The following is a 17,164-nucleotide window of genomic DNA, read 5'->3' on the forward strand; positions in this document are numbered from 1 at the left end:
CCCTCAACCGCGTCGAGGAGGTCACCGCTGACATCGTTCAGGCCGCGCGCGATTGCCTCGTCATCGGACCCGGCAACTGACAAATAGCGCGATCAGAACGCCGCCATTTAGCGCGAGCGTTTACAGGAGATGCCGAGAATCTCGGCGGTTTCGGCTTCCGATTTCTCATCGATCGTCCGCAAGACGAGCGTGTCCTTGAGCGATGCGGGCAGGGCGGCGATCGCTTTCATGGCCTCTGCCAGCTGCTGCTCGGCGCCGATCGCCTGGTCGGGTAGTGGCGCCTCGTCGACGACATGTTCGGCTTCCCCCAGCGCCAGCGCGTGGGAGAAGAAGTTGCGGACCGCGCGGCGGCGGCGCCAGTCATGGCATTTGTTGATGACGATCCGCGACATCCAGACCGGAAAAGGTCGCGCAGCGTCATAGCGGTTGAGTGCGGCGAAGGCGGCGACGAAGCTCGCCTGGGTCACGTCGAGCGCTTCGTCGCGGTTCCCGACATGGCTGCGCACGAGGCGGTGCACCCAGCCCTGATGCCGGCGGACCAGCTCGCCATAGGCCGCTTGCCGGCCTCCAAGCGCCAGAGCCGCGAGCTCCCCGTCCGAGCAGTCGGGGAGGCACGCGGTCATTTGGACTTGGCCGTCAGCGCTTTCACCACGGCGTCGTCGAACTTGTCCGTCTGATCCGGGCGCAGCACGGCCCGCATCGCGAAGATATGCTCGAGTGTTTCCTTCTGCAGCGCGCCCATCGCCTGGTGCGAGCGATCCACCGCCCCTGCAACCCGAGGACCATAGCCATGCTCCGCCTCGATCGCCTCGGCGAGCCGCGCGTTATCGGCGCGCAGTTCGGCCTCCAGTGCCTGACGCCGGATCGCATAGTTCTTCTCGATCGTCTCGAGACGGCTATGTTGCGCGGTGTCCAGCTTCAGATCGCGATGGAGCAGGTCGTGCAACTCATTTTCGACCGGGCGCACCGGAACCACATAGACGCGGCCGATGACCACACCGGCGATCGCCGCGGCAAAGGTCAGCAGGACGAGGAGCAGGAGCCGGCGGTCGCGCATCATTGTGAACTCAGCAGCGTCGAAGGAGCGAGCGCGAGCCGCGCGTCAAAGGGCGATATCGGCCCGGCTTCGGTCGACCGCACAGGCACGGCCGAGCCGGCAATTCCCAGGAACAAGGCTGCTGCCGCGGCGATACCGAATGTCGTGGCGCTCAGGCGGGGCATGGCCTGGAGCCGGGCGATCTCGGCCATGACGCGGCTGTCCAGCCCGGCAAGCCGGGGATCGAGCGGCGCTTCCCGCAACCGGCTGAGCATGTCGTCGAGGTGGTCCATGATGTTTCTCCGTCTTCACTTCTCAATAAGCAGGATGGTCCGGCAACCCTTGTCCGGGAACAAAAAGAAAAGTGCGAGGGGTGCAGGTCGCGGCTGCGTATTCTCTCATGTCACTGCCAGGAGAATGTCCAAATGCGCTTCTTTTCGCCGCTCGCAGCCATCGCCGCCGTCGGCCTGAGTGTTTCGGCTCGGCCTACGCCCATCCCAAGCTCGTGTCCTCGACGCCCGCCGCCAACGCCAGCGTCCCGGCGCCGTCGCGTATAACGCTCACCTTCAGTGAAGGTCTGATGCCGAAGCTGTCGGGCGCCGAGATCGTGATGACCGGCATGCCCGGCATGCCCAACCACCGCATGGCGGTAACCGGCTTCAAGACGTCCGTCGAAGGCGACAAGACGCTCGTGCTGACGCTCGCCAAGCCGCTCATGGCGGGCAGCTATCAGGTCGCCTGGCACGTCGTCTCGACCGACACGCACCGCATCCAGGGCAATCTCGCCTTTACCGTCAAGTGACGCCATGAACGACGTGGCACTCGTCGCCGTCCGCTGGGCGCTCTACGTCGATCTCGGCCTGTTGTTCGGCCTGCCGCTGTTCGCGCTCTATGCGCCCGGCGGCGGCCGGATGGTACAGCGGCATCTGCCGATGGTAGCAATGGTGGCCGGTCTCGCCTGTCTCGCCCTCCTGCTGTCGGCGCTGGGGTTCGCGTTGCAGGCAGCGGCCATGACCGGGCTGCCGCTCACCCAGCCTGATCTTTCCATGGTCGCAGAGCTGTTCAACGGCACGTCCATGGGAACGGCGCTGAAGGCGCGCCTCGTCGCGCTCCTCGTTCTTCTGCTCTCCATCCCCTTCTATCGCCGGCAATCCCGTCCTGCCTTCATCGCCTCCACTCTGGCAGGCGCGGTCGCACTCGCGACCCTCGCCTGGAGTGGGCATGGCGCGGCTGGCGAAGGCGAGGCGGGCTGGCTGCAACTGGGGGCCGATCTCATCCATCTGCTCGCCGCCGGCGCCTGGGTCGGCGCGCTTGCCGCATTCCTCGCGCTGGTACTTCCCAGGCTCGCAACCGACGATCTCGCCGCTCAAGACATGGACCGGGTCACGCTCGCCGAGGAAGCGTTGCGGGGCTTCTCCCTCGTCGGCACGATCATCGTCGCCCTGCTGATCCTGACCGGGACGGTGAACGGCTGGTTCCTCGTCGGTCCGGGCAACATCGCCTCGCTCGGGCAGTCGACCTACGGCCTGCTGCTCATCGCCAAGCTGCTGCTGTTCGCCGGCATGCTGGGCCTGGCCGCGCTCAACCGTTATCGCCTGACCCCGGCACTTGCGCAGGCGATCGAGGAAGAGGACGCGCCACGGGCGCAGGCGCTGCTGCGCGCGAGCCTCGTCGTCGAAGGCGGTCTTGCGATCGTCATTCTCGGGCTCGTCGCCTGGCTGGGGACACTATCGCCGCCCATGTCGATGTAGCTTATCGTTTCGGACGCCTCGCGTTGGGAGAAGCCAATGCAATCCTACACCCCGCCGCTCGGGACCGGATCGACGAAAGACTATGATCGCGCGATCCGCCTGTGGACGCGGGAGAAGCGGTGGCGTGCCGCCATGCTCGCCGCCCTGGCGCCCAAAGCCGGTGAGACGGTCGTCGACGTCGGCTGTGGCACCGGCAGCTTCGCGCTGATGCTCAAGCAAGCCGAGCCCAGGACGCAGGTGATCGGTCTCGATCCCGATGCCGAGGCGCTCGACATCGCGCGGCACAAGGCCGCTGTGCGGCGGGCCGATATCGACTGGCGTCAGGGATTTGCCAGGGACGTGGCCCCGGGTACCGCCGACGCTGTCGTGTCGAGTCTCGTGCTGCATCAGATGCCGGTCAGGGAGAAGGCGGCAACCCTGCGCGCCATGTTCGCCATGCTGCGCCCGGGTGGGCGCCTGGTGATCGCCGATTATGGCCGCCAGCAGGGTTTCATGCGGCTTGCCTTCCGCCTGACCGTGCAGCGGCTCGATGGCATCGATGATACCCGGCCCAATGCCGACGGCGTGCTCCCCGGCCTGATCGCGGCGGCCGGCTTCAGGCATGTGGCCGAGACGTTTCGGCTTTTGACCATCACCGGCGCGATCGACTTGTTTACGGCGCATCGACCGGCGCAGGACCACGGCCTTACGGTTGCCAATGACCTTGGCTGATGGCGGCCAGGCGAACGGGCCCGCCGATTTGTCCGCTTAGGCGATTACGTATTGACCCTGACACGGTGTCAGACCCTAGATCGTCAGGCGTCGAAAGGAGCAAGGCGATGAACGAGACACATGGAGCGGCGCATGGCGGCGGTTGCTGCGGCGGCCACAGCGCCGCGAAAGCGGCGACCGGCGTCAAGGACCCGGTCTGCGGCATGACCGTCGACCCGGCGACCACGGCGCATCAAGCCGAGCATGGCGGTGAACGCTATCATTTCTGTAGCGCGGGCTGCCGGACCAAATTCATCGCCGATCCCGAGCGCTATCTCGGCCCGCCAGCGCCGCCGGTCGCGGCGCCCGAAGGCACGATCTGGACCTGCCCGATGCATCCAGAGATCCGGCAGGACCATCCCGGATCCTGTCCGATCTGCGGCATGGCGCTCGAGCCCGCGACCGTGACTGCCGACAGCGGCCCCAGCCATGAGCTGGTCGATTTCACACGGCGCTTCCGGGTCGGCCTGATGCTGGCCCTCCCGGTGCTGATCCTCGAGATGGGCGCGCATCTCTTTCCCGCGATCCATCGCCTCGTGCCGATGTCGATCTCGGTATGGATCCAGTTCGTGCTGGCGACACCCGTCGTGCTCTGGGCGGGCTGGCCCTTCTTCGAGCGTGGCTGGGCCTCGCTCAAGACCCGCAACCTCAACATGTTCACCCTGATCGCGATGGGGACCGGGGTCGCCTGGATCTACAGCGTCGTCGCGACGCTCGCGCCCCAGCTGTTCCCGCCCGCCTTCCGCGGAGAGGACGGCATGGTTGCCGTCTATTTCGAGGCGGCCGCGGTGATCACTGTCCTCGTGCTGCTCGGCCAGATGCTCGAACTGCGCGCGCGCGAGCGGACCTCGGGCGCGATCAAGGCGCTGCTTAACCTTGCGCCAAAGACCGCGCGCCGGATCGGCTCCGATGGCAGTGAAGAGGAAATCAGCCTCGATCTCGTTGCGGTCGGCGACCGCCTGCGTGTGCGTCCCGGCGAGAAGGTGCCGGTCGATGGCGTGGTCGAGGACGGCCGTTCCTCGCTCGACGAGTCGATGGTCACCGGTGAGTCCATGCCCGTCACCAAGGCCAAGGCCGACACGGTGATCGGCGGCACGCTCAACCAGACCGGCGCGCTCGTTATCGTCGCCGACAAGGTTGGCCGAGACACCATGCTGGCGCGCATCGTCCAGATGGTCGCCGAGGCGCAGCGCTCGCGCGCGCCGATCCAGCGCATGGCCGATCAGGTGTCGGGCTGGTTCGTGCCCGTGGTCATCGCGGTCGCGGTGGTCGCGTTCATCGCCTGGGGCATCTGGGGCCCCGAGCCGCGCTTCGCCTACGGGCTGGTTGCGGCGGTCGCCGTGCTGATCATCGCCTGTCCCTGCGCACTGGGTCTCGCCACGCCGATGTCGATCATGGTCGGGGTTGGCCGCGGCGCCGGGCTCGGCGTCCTCATCAAGAATGCCGAAGCGCTCGAGCATATGGAAAAAGTCGACACGCTCGTCGTCGACAAGACCGGCACGCTGACCGAAGGCCGGCCTGCCGTCACCCAGATCGTGCCGGCGCCCGGCTTCGACGAAGCCGAACTGCTGCGGCTTGCCGCCTCGGTCGAGCGGGCCTCCGAGCATCCGCTCGCGCTGGCGATCGTCGAGGCCGCCAAGGATCGCGGCATCCCCACGAGCGACGTCACCGACTTCGATTCCCCCACCGGACGCGGCGCGCTCGGCACCGTCGACGGCCGCCGGATCGTGCTCGGTAATGCGCGGTTCCTCTCGGAAGAGGGCATAGCAACCGACGCGCTGGCGGAGCAGGCCGACGCCCTGCGCCGGGATGGCGCCACCGCGATCTTCATCGGCGTCGACGGCACCGTCGGCGGCGCCTTTGCAATCGCCGATCCCGTGAAGCAGACGACGCCGGAGGCCCTGGCCGCACTCAAGGCCGAAGGCATTCGCGTGGTGATGTTGACCGGCGACAACCGCACCACAGCAGAGGCGGTGGCAAGGCGGCTCGGCATTGACGATGTCGAAGCCGAGGTACTGCCCGACCAGAAGAGTGCCGTCGTCGCGCGGTTGAAAAGCGAGGGGCGCGTGGTGGCGATGGCCGGCGACGGGGTCAACGACGCCCCCGCACTGGCTGCCGCCGATGTCGGTATTGCCATGGGCTCGGGCACCGACGTCGCGATCGAGAGCGCGGGCGTGACGCTGCTCAAGGGCGATCTCATGGGCATCGTGCGGGCACGGCGGCTGAGCCAGGCGACCATGTCCAACATCCGCCAGAACCTGGTCTTCGCCTTCATCTACAATGTCGCCGGGGTGCCGGTGGCGGCGGGCGCGCTCTATCCGCTGTTCGGCATCCTGCTCTCGCCGATCATCGCGGCCGCCGCCATGGCGCTCTCCTCGGTCAGCGTGGTCACCAACGCGCTGCGCCTCAACCGGAAAGCGCTGTGAACATCGGGGAGGCGTCGAAGCAAAGCGGGGTCTCGGAGCGGATGATCCGCCATTATGAGAAGATCGGCCTCATCCCGGCGCCGCCGCGCCGGGGAGCGGGTTATCGCGACTATGGCGAGAGTGACCTCCATCGCCTGCGGTTCATCGCCAATGCCCGCGATCTCGGTTTTCCGATCGAGGAGATCCGGACCCTGCTCGGCCTGTGGGCCGACACGGGCCGCAGCAGCGCCGATGTAAAGCGGGTCGCGTTGGCGCGGGCGGAGGAATTGCAGCGCAAGGCCGAAGCGCTGACGACCCTGCGCGAGACCCTCGTCGATCTCGCCGAGCGCTGTCATGGCGACGAGCGGCCAGATTGTCCCATCATCGCCGAACTGAGTCTCGACAGAAAATGTTAGCGCCGGCCGCCTCTCGGACCAGACCCGCTCTGGCGGCCGGGGTGCTGATCGCACTTGGCATTCTCACGACGGGCCTCGCGATATATTTCCTCGCAGTCCGCCCGCCACTGCTGGCGGAGGATCTTCGCCATATCGGCGGCAACCCGCAGACCCTTTCGCCGGTATTGCGGGACTGGTTCGGCGGGATAGCTGGCTCGCCCGTGCGACCGCACTGAGCCTCCTGATCGTATTTGGCCGCTTTTCATACAGCAATGTCGTGCTGAGCTCTGACTTCTGGGGCTGGCATATGCGAGGCAATCCCTCCGTAGGACTACGGAGTGCGCAGAGGCTTCCTGCGCTTCAGGGCTTGTTGCACCGCAGCAGGAGCGAAAATGTGCAGAGTCGAAGCAATATCCCTGACCCGTTGGACGGTCTGGCCACGACGCTGGATCGGTCGAGCTTCGCCGCCATCGCGCAGCTGACTTCAGGCCAGTCGCCCGCCACTTTGGCGCAGTCTTTTTCCGACTGGTGGACGCACATTCTCTGCTCGCCAGGCAGGCAGCTGCAGCTCGCCGCCAAGGGCGGGCGCAAGCTGATGCGGCTCGCCGACTATGCCATGCGCAGCGCATCCGGCAGCGATCACGAGCCGGCGATCGATCCGCTGCCCCAGGATCGGCGCTTCGCCGACGCAGCCTGGAAGCGCCATCCGTTCGACCTGATCGAGCAGGCCTTCCTGCTCCAGCAGCAATGGTGGCATGCCGCGACGACCGGCGTGAGCGGCGTCACCGGGCACCACGAAGCGATCGTCGAGTTCGCGACCCGCCAGATGCTCGACATGGTGTCCCCGACCAATTTCATCCCGACCAACCCCGTGCTCCAGCAGCGCATCCTCGAAACCGGAGGACAATGCCTTGTCGAGGGTGCGCGATTTTTTTGCGACGACCTGGAACGCCTGGTACGCGGGGAGCCCGCAGCGGGCACGGAGGCCTATCGGGTCGGCGAGAAGGTCGCAGCCACGGCTGGCAAGGTCGTGTTTCGCAACAGGGTCATGGAACTGATCCAATATGCGCCCGCAACCGAGACGGTGCGTCCGGAGCCGATACTGATCGTGCCGGCATGGATCATGAAATATTACATCCTCGACCTCTCCCCGGAAAATTCGCTCATCCGCTGGCTGGTAGGGCAGGGCTACACCGTGTTCTGCATCTCCTGGCACAATCCCGACAGCGCCGACCGCGATCTCGACATGGAGGATTATCGCCTGCTTGGGCCGATGGCCGCCGTGGATGTCATCCAGGCGATTACCGGCACCGAGAAGATCCACGCGGCCGGCTATTGTATCGGCGGCACGCTGCTCGCCATCACCGCGGCCGCGATGGCGCGCGATGAAGATAAGCGTCTGGCGAGCGTCACGCTGTTCGCCGCCCTGACCGAGTTTAGCGAGCCGGGCGAACTTGGCCTGTTCATCGACGAGGCGGAAATCAACCTGATCGATGCGATGATGTGGGCGCGCGGCTTTCTCGACAGCAGTCAGATGGGCGGCGCCTTCCAGATGCTGCGATCCAACGATCTGGTCTGGTCGCGCATCCTCTCGACTTATCTCATGGGCGAGCGCGAGCCGATGACCGACCTCATTGCATGGAATGCCGACGGCACCCGCATGCCCTATGCCATGCACGCGCAATATCTGCGGCGCTTGTTCCTCGACAATGACTTGGCCGAAGGGCGCTACGAGGCCGGCGGCCACCCGGTCTCGCTCTCGGGGCTGCGCATGCCGATCTTCATGGTGGGCACGGAAACCGACCACGTCGCGCCGTGGCGCTCGACCCACAAGCTCCACATGCTGACGGGCGCGGAGATCCGCTTCGTGCTGACGAGCGGTGGCCACAATGCCGGGATCGTCTCCGAGCCCGGGCATCCTCATCGCCACTTTCGCGTCGCGACACGGATGCAGGATGGCCCGGCGCCAGGTCCCGATACCTGGCTGGAGCGGGCCGAGCTGCGCGAAGGGTCGTGGTGGCCGGAATGGAGTTCATGGCTTGGATCGCACTCGGGCAAGGCGGCCGCCCCACCGTCGATGGGCGCGCCCGAACGGAACTATCCGCCGCTCGGTGATGCCCCCGGGCGCTACGTGCTGGAGCGCTGAGCCATGGCCACCGCCAACCTCATCGAGAACCGCACGTTCGACGAGATCGCCGTCGGCGACACGGCCAGCCTCACCCGCACGCTGACCGCCGACGACATCCAGCTCTTCGCGGCGGTGTCAGGCGACGTGAATCCGGCGCATCTCGACCCTGTCTATGCCGAAACGGACATGTTCCACAGGGTCATCGCTCATGGCATGTGGGGCGCGGGGCTCATCTCGGCGATCCTGGGAACCGAGCTGCCAGGGCCCGGTGCGATCTATCTCGGCCAATCGCTTCGCTTCACCCGCCCGGTGGGCGTCGGCGACACCATCACGGCCTGCGTCACCGTCGCGCAGAAGCGCGCCGAGCATCATGTCATCGTTCTCGACTGCGCCTGCGTGAACCAAAAGGGCGAGACCGTCATCAGCGGCCAGGCCGAGGTCAAGGCGCCCACCGAGAAAGTCAGCCGGCCCCGCATGCCGCTTCCCGACGTGCGGATCGCCAGCCACGACCGCTTCCGCCAGTTGATGGAGCGCGCCAAGGACGGATCCGCGTGCGTCACGGCCGTGGTCCATCCGTGCAGCGCCGACGCCATGCGCGCGGTGGCTGAGGCCGCCGACGCCGGCATCGTCGTTCCAATTCTCATCGGACCTGCGGCGCGTATGACGAATGCGGCGAAGGACGCCGGTGTCGATATTGCCGCCTTCCGGGTGATCGGGGTCCCGCACAGCCACGCCGCCGCCGCCGAAGCCGTCGCGCGCGTACGGGCCGGCGAAGCCGCGCTGCTGATGAAGGGTTCGCTTCATACCGACGAGCTCATGGGCGCGGTCGTATCGTCCGACATGGGCCTTCGGACCGAACGCAGGATCAGCCACGCCTATGTGATGGATGTGCCCGGCTATCCGCGCCCGCTCATCATCACCGACGCCGCGATTAACATCGAGCCGACGCTTGAGGACAAGGCCGACATCGCGCGCAACGCGATCGACCTTGCCCATGTGATCGGGATCGAACAACCCAGGGTCGCGATCCTCGCCGCCGTCGAGACGGTCAATCCAAGGATGCGCACCACATTGGATGCCGCGGCGCTCTGCAAGATGGCGGACCGGGGCCAGATCGAAGGCGCGCTGCTCGATGGACCGCTCGCCCTCGATAATGCGATCAGCGAGGCGGCCGTGCGCGACAAAAGTATCGTCTCGCCGGTCGCCGGCCGGGCGGACATCCTGCTGGTGCCCAATCTGGAGGCCGGCAACATGCTCGCAAAGCAGCTGACCTTCCTGGGCGGCGCCGATGCCGCAGGCGTGGTGCTCGGCGGGCGCGTTCCGATCATCCTCACCAGCCGGGCAGACAGCGTGCGCACGCGCCTCGCCTCCTGCGCGCTCGCGGTGCTGCTGGCGCGGGCTGCAACCAAGGCGTCTCCCGGCGTTGCGGGACAGCGCCGCGATGGCTGAAATCCTGTGCCTCAACGCCGGTTCGTCGAGCCTTAAGTTCGCGCTCTACGCCGAGCCGGGCACTGATGAGCCCTCTTTGCTGGCGAGCGGCAAGATCGAGAATATCGGCCTTGAGCCGCACCTGATCGCGCGCGATGCGAAGGGGGATGTCCTTGCCGACCGGCGCTGGACGAAAGACGTCACGATCACGCATGAGACGCTGCTCAAGGATTTGCTGCGGGAGATCGAAGCTTCGGTCGGCGAGGATCTGATCGCGGTAGGACATCGGATCGTTCATGGGGGCGCCGACTATTCAGCGCCGGCGCGGGTCGACGCGCCACTCCTCGCCGCACTCGAGGCGCTTTGCCCACTGGCGCCATTGCATCAGCCCCATAATCTCGCCGCGGTCCGCGCCGTCTCCAGGCTGCGCCCCGCTCTGCTGCAAGTCGCCTGCTTCGACACCGGCTTCCATCATGGCCAGCCCCCGGTTGCGACGCGCCTCGCGCTGCCGCGCGCGCTTGGCGAAGAGGGCATGCGGCGCTACGGCTTTCACGGCATCTCCTACGAATATATCGCGCGGCAGCTGCGTTTGATCGATCCCGATACAGGCGGTGGCCGCACGATCGCCGCGCATCTCGGCAACGGGGCCAGCCTCTGTGCGATGGACGGGGGGCGCAGCATCGACACGACGATGGGGTTCACCGCACTCGACGGATTGGTGATGGGCACGCGGTGCGGAGCGCTCGACCCGGGCGCGGTGCTCTATCTTCTCCAGCAGAGGGGCATGACGGCGCGCGAAGTCGAGCATCTCCTCTACAGTGAGTCCGGCCTTTTGGGCGTGTCCGGCACATCGAGCGACATGCGCGCGCTTCTCGGCAGCGAAACGCCCGCCGCTGGGGAAGCGATCGACCTCTTCGTCTGGCAGATCGCGCGCCAGGCTGGCGCCCTCGCATCCTCGCTCGGGGGGCTCGATAGCTTCGTGTTTACCGCCGGGATCGGCGAGAATGCGCCTGAAATCCGCGCCCGCGTCGCCGATCGGCTCCGCTGGCTCGGCGTGGCGCTCGACACGGACGCGAATCTCCGCGGAGCGTCGGTCATCAGCGCGCCGTTCAGCCGTGTCACGGTGCGCATCATCCCGACCGACGAGGAGTGGATGATCGCCATCCACACCGCCGATCTTCTGCGTGAGGAGCCGAAACCATGAAACCTCTCGTCGATCTTACTGGCAAGCGCGGCCTGGTGATCGGCATCGCCAACGCGCAGAGCATCGCGGCGGGCTGCGCCCAGGCCTTCCACGACTGTGGCGCGAGACTGGCGGCGACCTATCTCAACGGAAAGGCCGAGCCGCTCGTGGCGCCCGTCGCGGAGACCCTGGGAGTCGAATGGCTCGCCGCGTGCGATGTCCGGGTGCCGGGCGAACTGGAGGCCCTGTTCGAGCGGGTGAAGTCCGAATAAGGCGGCCTCGATTTCCTGCTTCATTCGATCGCTTTCGCGCCGAACGAGGATTTGCACGGCCGCGTCGTCGACAGCTCGGCCGAAGGCCTCGCGCTGGCGATGGACGTCTCGTGCCACAGCTTCCTGCGCATGGCGCGTCTCGCCGAGCCGCTGATGTCGGATGGCGGCTGCCTGCTGTGCGTCACCTTCTACGGGTCGGAGCGGGTGGTCGAGCACTACAACCTGATGGGGCCGGTCAAAGCGGCCCTCGAAAGCGCGACCCGCTATGTCGCGGCTGAGCTTGGCCCCAAGGGCATTCGCGCCCATGCGATCTCGCCAGGCCCGATCGCGACCCGCGCTGCCAGCGGCATCGACCGCTTCGACGAGCTGCTCGAACGGGCCGCGGCGACGGTCCCGCAGCACCAGCTCGTGACCATCGAGGATGTCGGAGGGCTCGCCGCCTTCCTGGTGAGCGATGCCGGCCGCCATATCACCGGGACGATCATTCCGGTCGATGGCGGTCAGCACCTGCTCGGCTAGGGCGGCTCGCCGCGATCGGGGGCTATCCTATTTGTCGCTGGTGGCCTGCTTCTCGCCGTCGCCCGGGCTTTTCTGCCCGAACCATGGTCCGACAATGGCAGCAAAGGCATCCAGCGCCCCGGGAGCCGTCGGAGCGCTCGCGACGGCCTGCCAGGCCTGCTGCCATTCCTCGAACGCCGATCTTGTGCCGGCAATCATATGCTCGCGGACCGTGGCCATGTCCTCGAACAGTGCCCGCGGTCCGGCCGGGCTGACCGCGCCGGCGTCCGACGTCTTGTCCGTCGCGCCCGCAATCGAGGCACGCGCCTCTTCGGCGAAGCGGCCGGCGGCGCGGTTGCCGACCTCGAGCGACTCTTCGCCACCTTTCCGGGCGACTTCGGCGAGCTTCAGCATCAGGCCGACATTCGCTTTGGCGAGCGCGGCAAGTTGATCGACCGGATAGGGCATGGGACGATGAACCTTTCTCTTCGCGTCTAAGCTCCAGCGTATCGGGCATGCAGCCCTGGCCTGAGGCTCATCGCGTCGCGCCGCCGATATTCGGCGAGGCTGAATCAGAGAGAATCGGTAACTCTACGTATGCCGAATCTGCGGCTTGCCTGCGACGCTCAGCCAATGCACTTTTGGCTTGTCGTCCATGTCGTGCCCGCGGGCAGCGACTTCTACCCGTCCCGTCATGATCGCGGCACGGTCGGGCATGATTATGGTCTGACCCGGCAACCGGCATGGGCGTGATACCGTCCATAGCCAGGCTCGGCCGGATTGCGGCGCTCCGCGGTCCCGTCCTCGATGTCGAGTTCGACGAAGGGCCGCTGCCCGCAGTCAATGAAGCACTGCGCATCGATGCGGCGTCAGGCCCGCTGGTCGCGGAAGTGCAGAGCCATATTGATGATCGGACCGTCCGCGCCGTCGCGCTTCAGCCGACCTCCGGTCTGGCGCGCAATGTCGGCGTGGTGGCCTTGGGCGCACCCATCGCGGTTCCGGTCGGAGACAAGGTTCTTGGGCGGCTCCTTACGCCGACCGGGCAGGTGGGGGACGGCGGCGCGCCGCTCGGACCGGATGTGCCATTGAGGCCGATCCATCGCGCACCCCCACCGCTCGACGAGCAGAGCGCGGCGACGGCGATGTTCGAGACCGGCATCAAGGTCATCGATCTGCTCGCACCGCTTGCCCAGGGCGGCAAGGCCGCCATGTTCGGGGGCGCGGGGGTGGGCAAGACCGTGCTGGTGATGGAACTCATCAACGCGATGGTCGCCCGCTACGAGGGTGTCTCAGTGTTCGCGGGCATCGGCGAGCGATCGCGCGAGGGCCATGAGCTGCTCACCGACATGCGCGGCTCGGGTGTGATCGACAAGACCGTGCTCGTTTTCGGGCAGATGAACGAGCCGCCGGGCGCGCGCTGGCGGGTCGGGCTGACCGCGCTCACCATCGCCGAACATTTCCGCGACGAGCAGAAGCGCAACGTCCTGCTGCTCATGGATAATGTGTTCCGCTTCGTCCAGGCCGGCAGCGAGGTGTCGGGCCTGCTTGGACGCATGCCTTCGCGCGTCGGCTATCAGCCGACGCTGGCCAGCGAGGTGGCCGCGCTGCAGGAGCGCATCGCCTCTGTGCATGGGGCTGCGGTGACCGCGATCGAGGCGGTCTATGTGCCCGCCGACGATTTCACCGACCCGGCAGTCACCGCCATCTCCGCCCATCTCGACAGTTCCATTCTGCTCTCGCGCGCCATGGCGGCCGAAGGCATCTATCCCGCGGTCGATCCCTTGGGGTCCTCGTCGATCCTGCTCGATCCGCAGGTCGTGGGCGATCATCATTACGCGCTCGCCCAGCAGGCCCGCGAGACGATCGCGCATTATCGCGAGCTCCAGGACATCATCTCGCTGCTCGGCATCGAGGAACTGGGCCGCGAAGACCGGCTGATCGTCGGCAGGGCGCGGCGGCTCCAGCGCTTCCTGACCCAGCCTTTCATGGTGACCCAGGCCTTCACCGGACAGGCCGGCCGCTCGGTGGCGCTGGCTGATACCCTGAAGGGCGTCGCGGCCATCCTGTCGGGCGAGACCGACGACTGGCCCGAAAGCGCCTTCTACATGGTGGGCGATATTGAAGAGGCACGCTCTCGCGTGGGGCAGGGCGCATGAAGCTGCGCATCACCGATCCGACCGCGATCCTCGTCGACGCCGATGTCGCGTCGGTTCGCGCCGAGGATGCCAGCGGCAGTTTCGGCATCCTGTCGGGCCATGCCGATTTCCTGACCGCGCTTGGCGTCTCGATCGTCTCCTGGCGCGGCCCCGATGGCGCTCCCGGCTATTGCGCGGTGCGCAACGGCATTCTGACCGTGAGCCACGGCACGGAGGTCGCGGTCGCGACGCGCGAAGGCCATGTCGGCGATGACCTTGGAACGCTCGAGCATGACGTGCTCGCGCGCTACCGCGAGCGCGACGAGGGCGAACGATCCGAACGGACCGCGTCGGCGAAGCTCAGGATGCAGGCGATCCGCCATATGGTCGAGGCCCTGCAGGGTGGTGGCCGGGAGATCGGCCTGTGAGCACGGACAAGCCCGAGCAGCCGATCGTCGAAGCCATCCGGACCCGCGCGGAACGGCGGCGGCTTGCGCAGCGGCTTCCTTCCGTCGCCCGCAATCTCGGCCAGATCGGCGTGCTCGGCTGGCAGATCGTCCTGCCCGCGCTGGTCGGTCTCGCGATCGGCCGCTGGCTCGACCACCGGCTGGATAGCGGCATCTTCTGGACCGCGCCGCTCCTGCTCGTCGGGCTCGCCCTCGGCTGCTGGTCGGGCTGGCGTTGGATGCACCGGCAATGAGCCAGCTCTCCCCCATCCTGTTCCTGGCCCTCGGATTTGCGGTCGGCCTCGCCCATTTCGCGGCCATCGCCAGAGAAGCCGACCTCGTCACCCATGGCGGCCCGGCATCGCGCGCGATCCTGCTCAGGCTCGGGCGCCTCGCCGTCACTATTCTGGTTCTTGTCATCGCCAGCCGGCAAGGGTGGCCGGCGCTTCTTGCCGCAACAACCGGCTTCATGGGCGGGCGCCAGATCATGCTCCACCGGCTCGGAGGCGCCCGATGATATTCGCGTCACCACTTGAAAGCCATGTGCTGTTCGCGATCGGTCCGGTGCCGATCAGCCAGCCGGTCGCCACGACCTGGGGCATCATGGCCGTCCTTACAATCGGAAGCTGGCTGCTGACCCGCCGCCTTGCGTTACGCCCAACCCGAGCCCAAGCGGCGCTCGAGCTGGTCGTCGAGACCGTCGCCGGCCAGATCCGCGAGACGATGGAGGCGGAGCCGCGGCGTTATCTGCCGCTGATCGGCACGCTGTTCCTGTTCCTGCTGGTCGCCAACTGGTCGTCGCTGATCCCCGGCGTCGAGCCGCCGACCGCGACCCTCGAAACCGACGCGGCGCTGGCGCTGATCGTCTTCGGCGCGACGCTCTGGTTCGGCGTCCGCGCGCTCGGGCCCAGGGCCTATCTCGCGACCTTCGCGCGCCCCTCGATCCTGCTCGCCCCGCTCAATATCGTCGAGCTCTTCACCCGCAGCTTCTCGCTGATGGTGCGCCTGTTCGGCAACGTCATGAGCGGTGTCTTCATGATCGGCGTCGTGCTGAGCCTGGCCGGGCTGCTCGTCCCGATCCCGCTGATGGCGCTCGAAATGCTGACCGGCGCGGTCCAGGCCTACATTTTCGGCGCGCTCGCCATGGTCTTTATCGGCAGCGCTATCAGCGAGAACGGCGCCCGCCCGCCATCCAAACAGGAGTCCCCCGCATGAACTGGATCCATCTCGCCAGCATCCTCGGCGCCGCTTTCGCGATCTCGATCGGCGCAATCGCCCCGGCGCTCGGGCAGGGCAGGGCCGTCGCCGCCGCGATGGACGCGATCGCGCGCCAGCCCGAAGCCGCCAACACCATCTCGCGCACGCTGTTCGTGGGCCTCGCGATGATCGAGACGATGGCGATCTACTGCCTCGTGATCGCGCTGCTGCTGCTCTTCGCCAACCCGTTCGCCTGACATGCGGATCGACTGGTGGACGCTCGCGCTGCAGGCGGTCAATGTCCTCATCCTCGTGTGGCTGCTCGGACGCTTCCTGTTCCGTCCGGTGATGGATGCCATCGCTGCCCGCCAGGCATCGGCCCAGGCGCTGCTCGACGAAGCGCGGGAGGCAAAGGACCGGGCACAGGCCGAAGCGCAGGCGCTCAAGACGCAGAATGACGGCTTCGTCGCGGATGCGGCGGCTCGCCGCGCCGAGATCCGGACCGAGGCCGAAGCGGAGCGCCAGCGCCTCCTCGCGCAGGCCAGGCTCGAGGCGGACGCCGTCGTCGAGCAAGGCCATGCGGCGATCGATGCCGAACGCGGGCGGGTGGCGGCGCAGTGGCGGGAAAAGGCAGCGAGCCTCGCCGCCTCGATGGCAGGCACGTTGCTCGCTCGTCTCCCGCCCGAGCAGACGGTGCAGGCCATGGTCGACGCGCTCAAGGCGCGGCTCGGGGACCTTTCCGAGGCGGATCGCCTCAGCCTGGCGGCCGCCGGGCCCGTCACCGTCGCGACGCCCGCGCCGCTGACGGCCGATCTGCAGACGCAGGTAGCGCGCGCGCTTGGCGAAATCCTGCCGGATACCGCGACCCCGATCTTCGCGGTCGATCCAGATCTCATCGCCGGCGCGGAGCTTCGCACGCCCCACGCCGTCGTGCGCAACAGCTGGCGCGCCGATCTCGACGCCATGGTGGAGAGCCTCAATGAGGACAATCATGCCCGGATCGCCTGAAGACTGGCTGACGCAGGCCCAGAGCTGCATCGCGCGCGCCAATCTCGGGCCGCGTGTCGATGCAATTGGCCGGGTGGAATCGATCGGCGACGGCGTTGCCATGGTCTCGGGCCTTCCGGACTCGCGCCTCGACGAATTGCTCTATCTCGCCCGGGGCCAGACCGGATTCGTCCACACGCTCGACCGGGACCGGATTGGCTGCGTGCTGCTCGACGATGCCGCACAGGTGGAGGCAGGAGACACCGTAACCGGCTCGGGCGAGGTGGTGCGCGTGCCGGTTGGCGAGGCATTGCTTGGCCGAGTCGTCGATCCGCTCGGCCGTCCGCTCGATGGGGGCGCGCCGATCCGGGCCAGGCGCTTCGATCCTGTCGAACGGCCGGCGCCGGCGATCATCGAACGCGACCTCGTCGTCCAGCCGGTGCAGACCGGCACGCTCGCAATCGATGCGATGTTCGCCATCGGCCGGGGGTAGCGCGAACTCATTCTCGGTGACCGCGCCACCGGCAAGACGGCGCTCGCGGTCGACACGATC

General features: G+C 67.2%; 20 protein-coding genes and 2 pseudogenes. 18 read left to right on the top strand and 4 right to left on the bottom strand.

The window, feature by feature from the left end:
- Window positions 1-107 precede the first annotated feature (107 nt).
- From S2M10_RS17445 to S2M10_RS17455, 3 genes are read right to left on the bottom strand one after another with little or no spacing between them, the layout of a single operon-like run.
- The gene (locus S2M10_RS17445; RefSeq protein WP_046408689.1) at window positions 108-623 is read right to left on the bottom strand and encodes an RNA polymerase sigma factor; all 516 of its coding nucleotides are present in this window, start codon (window positions 621-623) and stop codon (window positions 108-110) included.
- On the bottom strand, window positions 620-1,057 hold the full coding sequence (locus tag S2M10_RS17450; RefSeq protein WP_025550099.1) for a periplasmic heavy metal sensor: 438 nt from the start codon (window positions 1,055-1,057) through the stop codon (window positions 620-622). The genes S2M10_RS17445 and S2M10_RS17450 overlap by 4 nt, the downstream gene beginning before the upstream one ends.
- Entirely contained in the window at window positions 1,057-1,329 is a 273-nt protein-coding gene (locus tag S2M10_RS17455; protein WP_007406394.1) for a hypothetical protein, read from the bottom strand. The genes S2M10_RS17450 and S2M10_RS17455 overlap by 1 nt, the downstream gene beginning before the upstream one ends.
- A gap of 132 nt (window positions 1,330-1,461) precedes the next feature.
- Here S2M10_RS17455 and copC point away from each other — a divergent pair.
- From copC to fabI, 10 genes and pseudogenes are all read left to right on the top strand, one after another.
- A pseudogene (gene copC / locus S2M10_RS17460) lies at window positions 1,462-1,838 on the top strand (copper homeostasis periplasmic binding protein CopC).
- A 4-nt stretch (window positions 1,839-1,842) separates the two neighbouring features.
- Window positions 1,843-2,787, top strand: coding sequence for a copper homeostasis membrane protein CopD (gene copD, locus S2M10_RS17465; RefSeq protein WP_007406374.1), 945 nt, complete (start codon window positions 1,843-1,845; stop codon window positions 2,785-2,787).
- 36 nt (window positions 2,788-2,823) lie between these two features.
- Window positions 2,824-3,498 (top strand): class I SAM-dependent methyltransferase, encoded by a 675-nt coding sequence (locus S2M10_RS17470; protein ID WP_017501308.1) that lies wholly within the window; start codon window positions 2,824-2,826, stop codon window positions 3,496-3,498.
- Window positions 3,499-3,605: 107 nt separating this feature from the next.
- Window positions 3,606-5,963 carry a heavy metal translocating P-type ATPase gene (locus S2M10_RS17475; RefSeq protein ID WP_004206948.1) on the top strand — a complete coding sequence of 786 codons (2,358 nt, stop codon included), beginning with the start codon at window positions 3,606-3,608 and terminating at the stop codon, window positions 5,961-5,963.
- Entirely contained in the window at window positions 5,960-6,358 is a 399-nt protein-coding gene (gene cueR / locus S2M10_RS17480; RefSeq protein ID WP_007406402.1) for a Cu(I)-responsive transcriptional regulator, read from the top strand. The genes S2M10_RS17475 and cueR overlap by 4 nt, the downstream gene beginning before the upstream one ends.
- A 41-nt stretch (window positions 6,359-6,399) precedes the next feature.
- Window positions 6,400-6,573: a hypothetical protein gene (locus S2M10_RS17485; RefSeq protein WP_021245222.1), complete on the top strand. Its 174-nt coding sequence runs from the start codon at window positions 6,400-6,402 to the stop codon at window positions 6,571-6,573.
- A gap of 188 nt (window positions 6,574-6,761) precedes the next feature.
- Window positions 6,762-8,483 (top strand): alpha/beta fold hydrolase, encoded by a 1,722-nt coding sequence (locus tag S2M10_RS17490; RefSeq protein WP_168847195.1) that lies wholly within the window; start codon window positions 6,762-6,764, stop codon window positions 8,481-8,483.
- 3 nt (window positions 8,484-8,486) lie between these two features.
- Window positions 8,487-9,914: a bifunctional enoyl-CoA hydratase/phosphate acetyltransferase gene (locus tag S2M10_RS17495; protein ID WP_030541622.1), complete on the top strand. Its 1,428-nt coding sequence runs from the start codon at window positions 8,487-8,489 to the stop codon at window positions 9,912-9,914.
- Entirely contained in the window at window positions 9,907-11,097 is a 1,191-nt protein-coding gene (locus S2M10_RS17500) for an acetate/propionate family kinase (RefSeq protein WP_007406370.1), read from the top strand. Before S2M10_RS17495 ends, S2M10_RS17500 begins: the two co-directional genes overlap by 8 nt.
- Window positions 11,094-11,867, top strand: a pseudogene (fabI, locus tag S2M10_RS17505) (enoyl-ACP reductase FabI). The gene S2M10_RS17500 and the pseudogene fabI overlap by 4 nt, the downstream one beginning before the upstream one ends.
- Window positions 11,868-11,894: 27 nt before the next feature.
- Here fabI and S2M10_RS17510 read toward each other — a convergent pair.
- A complete protein-coding gene (locus S2M10_RS17510; protein WP_017501314.1) occupies window positions 11,895-12,314 on the bottom strand; it encodes a hypothetical protein in 420 nt (139 codons plus the stop codon).
- Between the two features lie 275 nt (window positions 12,315-12,589).
- Between S2M10_RS17510 and atpD the strand changes: the two genes are divergently transcribed.
- The 8 genes from atpD to S2M10_RS23150 are packed head-to-tail and all read left to right on the top strand — an operon-like array spanning window position 12,590 to window position 17,104.
- Window positions 12,590-14,002 (top strand): F0F1 ATP synthase subunit beta, encoded by a 1,413-nt coding sequence (gene atpD / locus S2M10_RS17515; RefSeq protein ID WP_046408695.1) that lies wholly within the window; start codon window positions 12,590-12,592, stop codon window positions 14,000-14,002.
- The gene (locus tag S2M10_RS17520) at window positions 13,999-14,409 is read left to right on the top strand and encodes a F0F1 ATP synthase subunit epsilon (protein ID WP_030541620.1); all 411 of its coding nucleotides are present in this window, start codon (window positions 13,999-14,001) and stop codon (window positions 14,407-14,409) included. The genes atpD and S2M10_RS17520 overlap by 4 nt, the downstream gene beginning before the upstream one ends.
- The gene (locus S2M10_RS17525) at window positions 14,406-14,681 is read left to right on the top strand and encodes an AtpZ/AtpI family protein (protein WP_030541619.1); all 276 of its coding nucleotides are present in this window, start codon (window positions 14,406-14,408) and stop codon (window positions 14,679-14,681) included. The genes S2M10_RS17520 and S2M10_RS17525 overlap by 4 nt, the downstream gene beginning before the upstream one ends.
- A complete protein-coding gene (locus S2M10_RS17530; protein WP_017501319.1) occupies window positions 14,678-14,944 on the top strand; it encodes an ATP synthase subunit I in 267 nt (88 codons plus the stop codon). Before S2M10_RS17525 ends, S2M10_RS17530 begins: the two co-directional genes overlap by 4 nt.
- A complete protein-coding gene (locus S2M10_RS17535; protein WP_030541618.1) occupies window positions 14,941-15,642 on the top strand; it encodes a F0F1 ATP synthase subunit A in 702 nt (233 codons plus the stop codon). The genes S2M10_RS17530 and S2M10_RS17535 overlap by 4 nt, the downstream gene beginning before the upstream one ends.
- On the top strand, window positions 15,639-15,881 hold the full coding sequence (locus S2M10_RS17540) for a F0F1 ATP synthase subunit C (protein WP_046408697.1): 243 nt from the start codon (window positions 15,639-15,641) through the stop codon (window positions 15,879-15,881). Before S2M10_RS17535 ends, S2M10_RS17540 begins: the two co-directional genes overlap by 4 nt.
- Before the next feature lies 1 nt (window position 15,882).
- Window positions 15,883-16,632: a hypothetical protein gene (locus tag S2M10_RS17545; protein ID WP_030541616.1), complete on the top strand. Its 750-nt coding sequence runs from the start codon at window positions 15,883-15,885 to the stop codon at window positions 16,630-16,632.
- Complete coding sequence (locus S2M10_RS23150; protein ID WP_348770627.1) at window positions 16,616-17,104, top strand: hypothetical protein; 489 nt, start codon at window positions 16,616-16,618, stop codon at window positions 17,102-17,104. Before S2M10_RS17545 ends, S2M10_RS23150 begins: the two co-directional genes overlap by 17 nt.
- Window positions 17,105-17,164 lie beyond the last annotated feature (60 nt).

It is taken from the genome of Sphingomonas sp. S2M10 (genome assembly GCF_012650175.1).
Taxonomy (GTDB): Bacteria; Pseudomonadota; Alphaproteobacteria; order Sphingomonadales; family Sphingomonadaceae; genus Sphingomonas.

What these genes read in the sequence shown, in the direction of transcription:
- S2M10_RS17535 (WP_030541618.1), top strand. Translation starts at nt 14,941, where the DNA reads ATGATATTCGCGTCACCACTTGAAAGCCATGTGCTGTTCGCGATCGGT.
- S2M10_RS17520 (WP_030541620.1), top strand. Translation starts at nt 13,999, where the DNA reads ATGAAGCTGCGCATCACCGATCCGACCGCGATCCTCGTCGACGCCGAT.
- S2M10_RS17530 (WP_017501319.1), top strand. Translation starts at nt 14,678, where the DNA reads ATGAGCCAGCTCTCCCCCATCCTGTTCCTGGCCCTCGGATTTGCGGTC.
- S2M10_RS17495 (WP_030541622.1), top strand. Translation starts at nt 8,487, where the DNA reads ATGGCCACCGCCAACCTCATCGAGAACCGCACGTTCGACGAGATCGCC.
- S2M10_RS17540 (WP_046408697.1), top strand. Translation starts at nt 15,639, where the DNA reads ATGAACTGGATCCATCTCGCCAGCATCCTCGGCGCCGCTTTCGCGATC.
- S2M10_RS17510 (WP_017501314.1), bottom strand. Translation starts at nt 12,314, where the DNA reads ATGCCCTATCCGGTCGATCAACTTGCCGCGCTCGCCAAAGCGAATGTC.
- S2M10_RS17475 (WP_004206948.1), top strand. Translation starts at nt 3,606, where the DNA reads ATGAACGAGACACATGGAGCGGCGCATGGCGGCGGTTGCTGCGGCGGC.
- copD (WP_007406374.1), top strand. Translation starts at nt 1,843, where the DNA reads ATGAACGACGTGGCACTCGTCGCCGTCCGCTGGGCGCTCTACGTCGAT.
- S2M10_RS23150 (WP_348770627.1), top strand. Translation starts at nt 16,616, where the DNA reads ATGCCCGGATCGCCTGAAGACTGGCTGACGCAGGCCCAGAGCTGCATC.
- S2M10_RS17450 (WP_025550099.1), bottom strand. Translation starts at nt 1,057, where the DNA reads ATGCGCGACCGCCGGCTCCTGCTCCTCGTCCTGCTGACCTTTGCCGCG.
- S2M10_RS17500 (WP_007406370.1), top strand. Translation starts at nt 9,907, where the DNA reads ATGGCTGAAATCCTGTGCCTCAACGCCGGTTCGTCGAGCCTTAAGTTC.
- atpD (WP_046408695.1), top strand. Translation starts at nt 12,590, where the DNA reads ATGGGCGTGATACCGTCCATAGCCAGGCTCGGCCGGATTGCGGCGCTC.
- S2M10_RS17445 (WP_046408689.1), bottom strand. Translation starts at nt 623, where the DNA reads ATGACCGCGTGCCTCCCCGACTGCTCGGACGGGGAGCTCGCGGCTCTG.
- S2M10_RS17470 (WP_017501308.1), top strand. Translation starts at nt 2,824, where the DNA reads ATGCAATCCTACACCCCGCCGCTCGGGACCGGATCGACGAAAGACTAT.
- S2M10_RS17455 (WP_007406394.1), bottom strand. Translation starts at nt 1,329, where the DNA reads ATGGACCACCTCGACGACATGCTCAGCCGGTTGCGGGAAGCGCCGCTC.
- S2M10_RS17545 (WP_030541616.1), top strand. Translation starts at nt 15,883, where the DNA reads ATGCGGATCGACTGGTGGACGCTCGCGCTGCAGGCGGTCAATGTCCTC.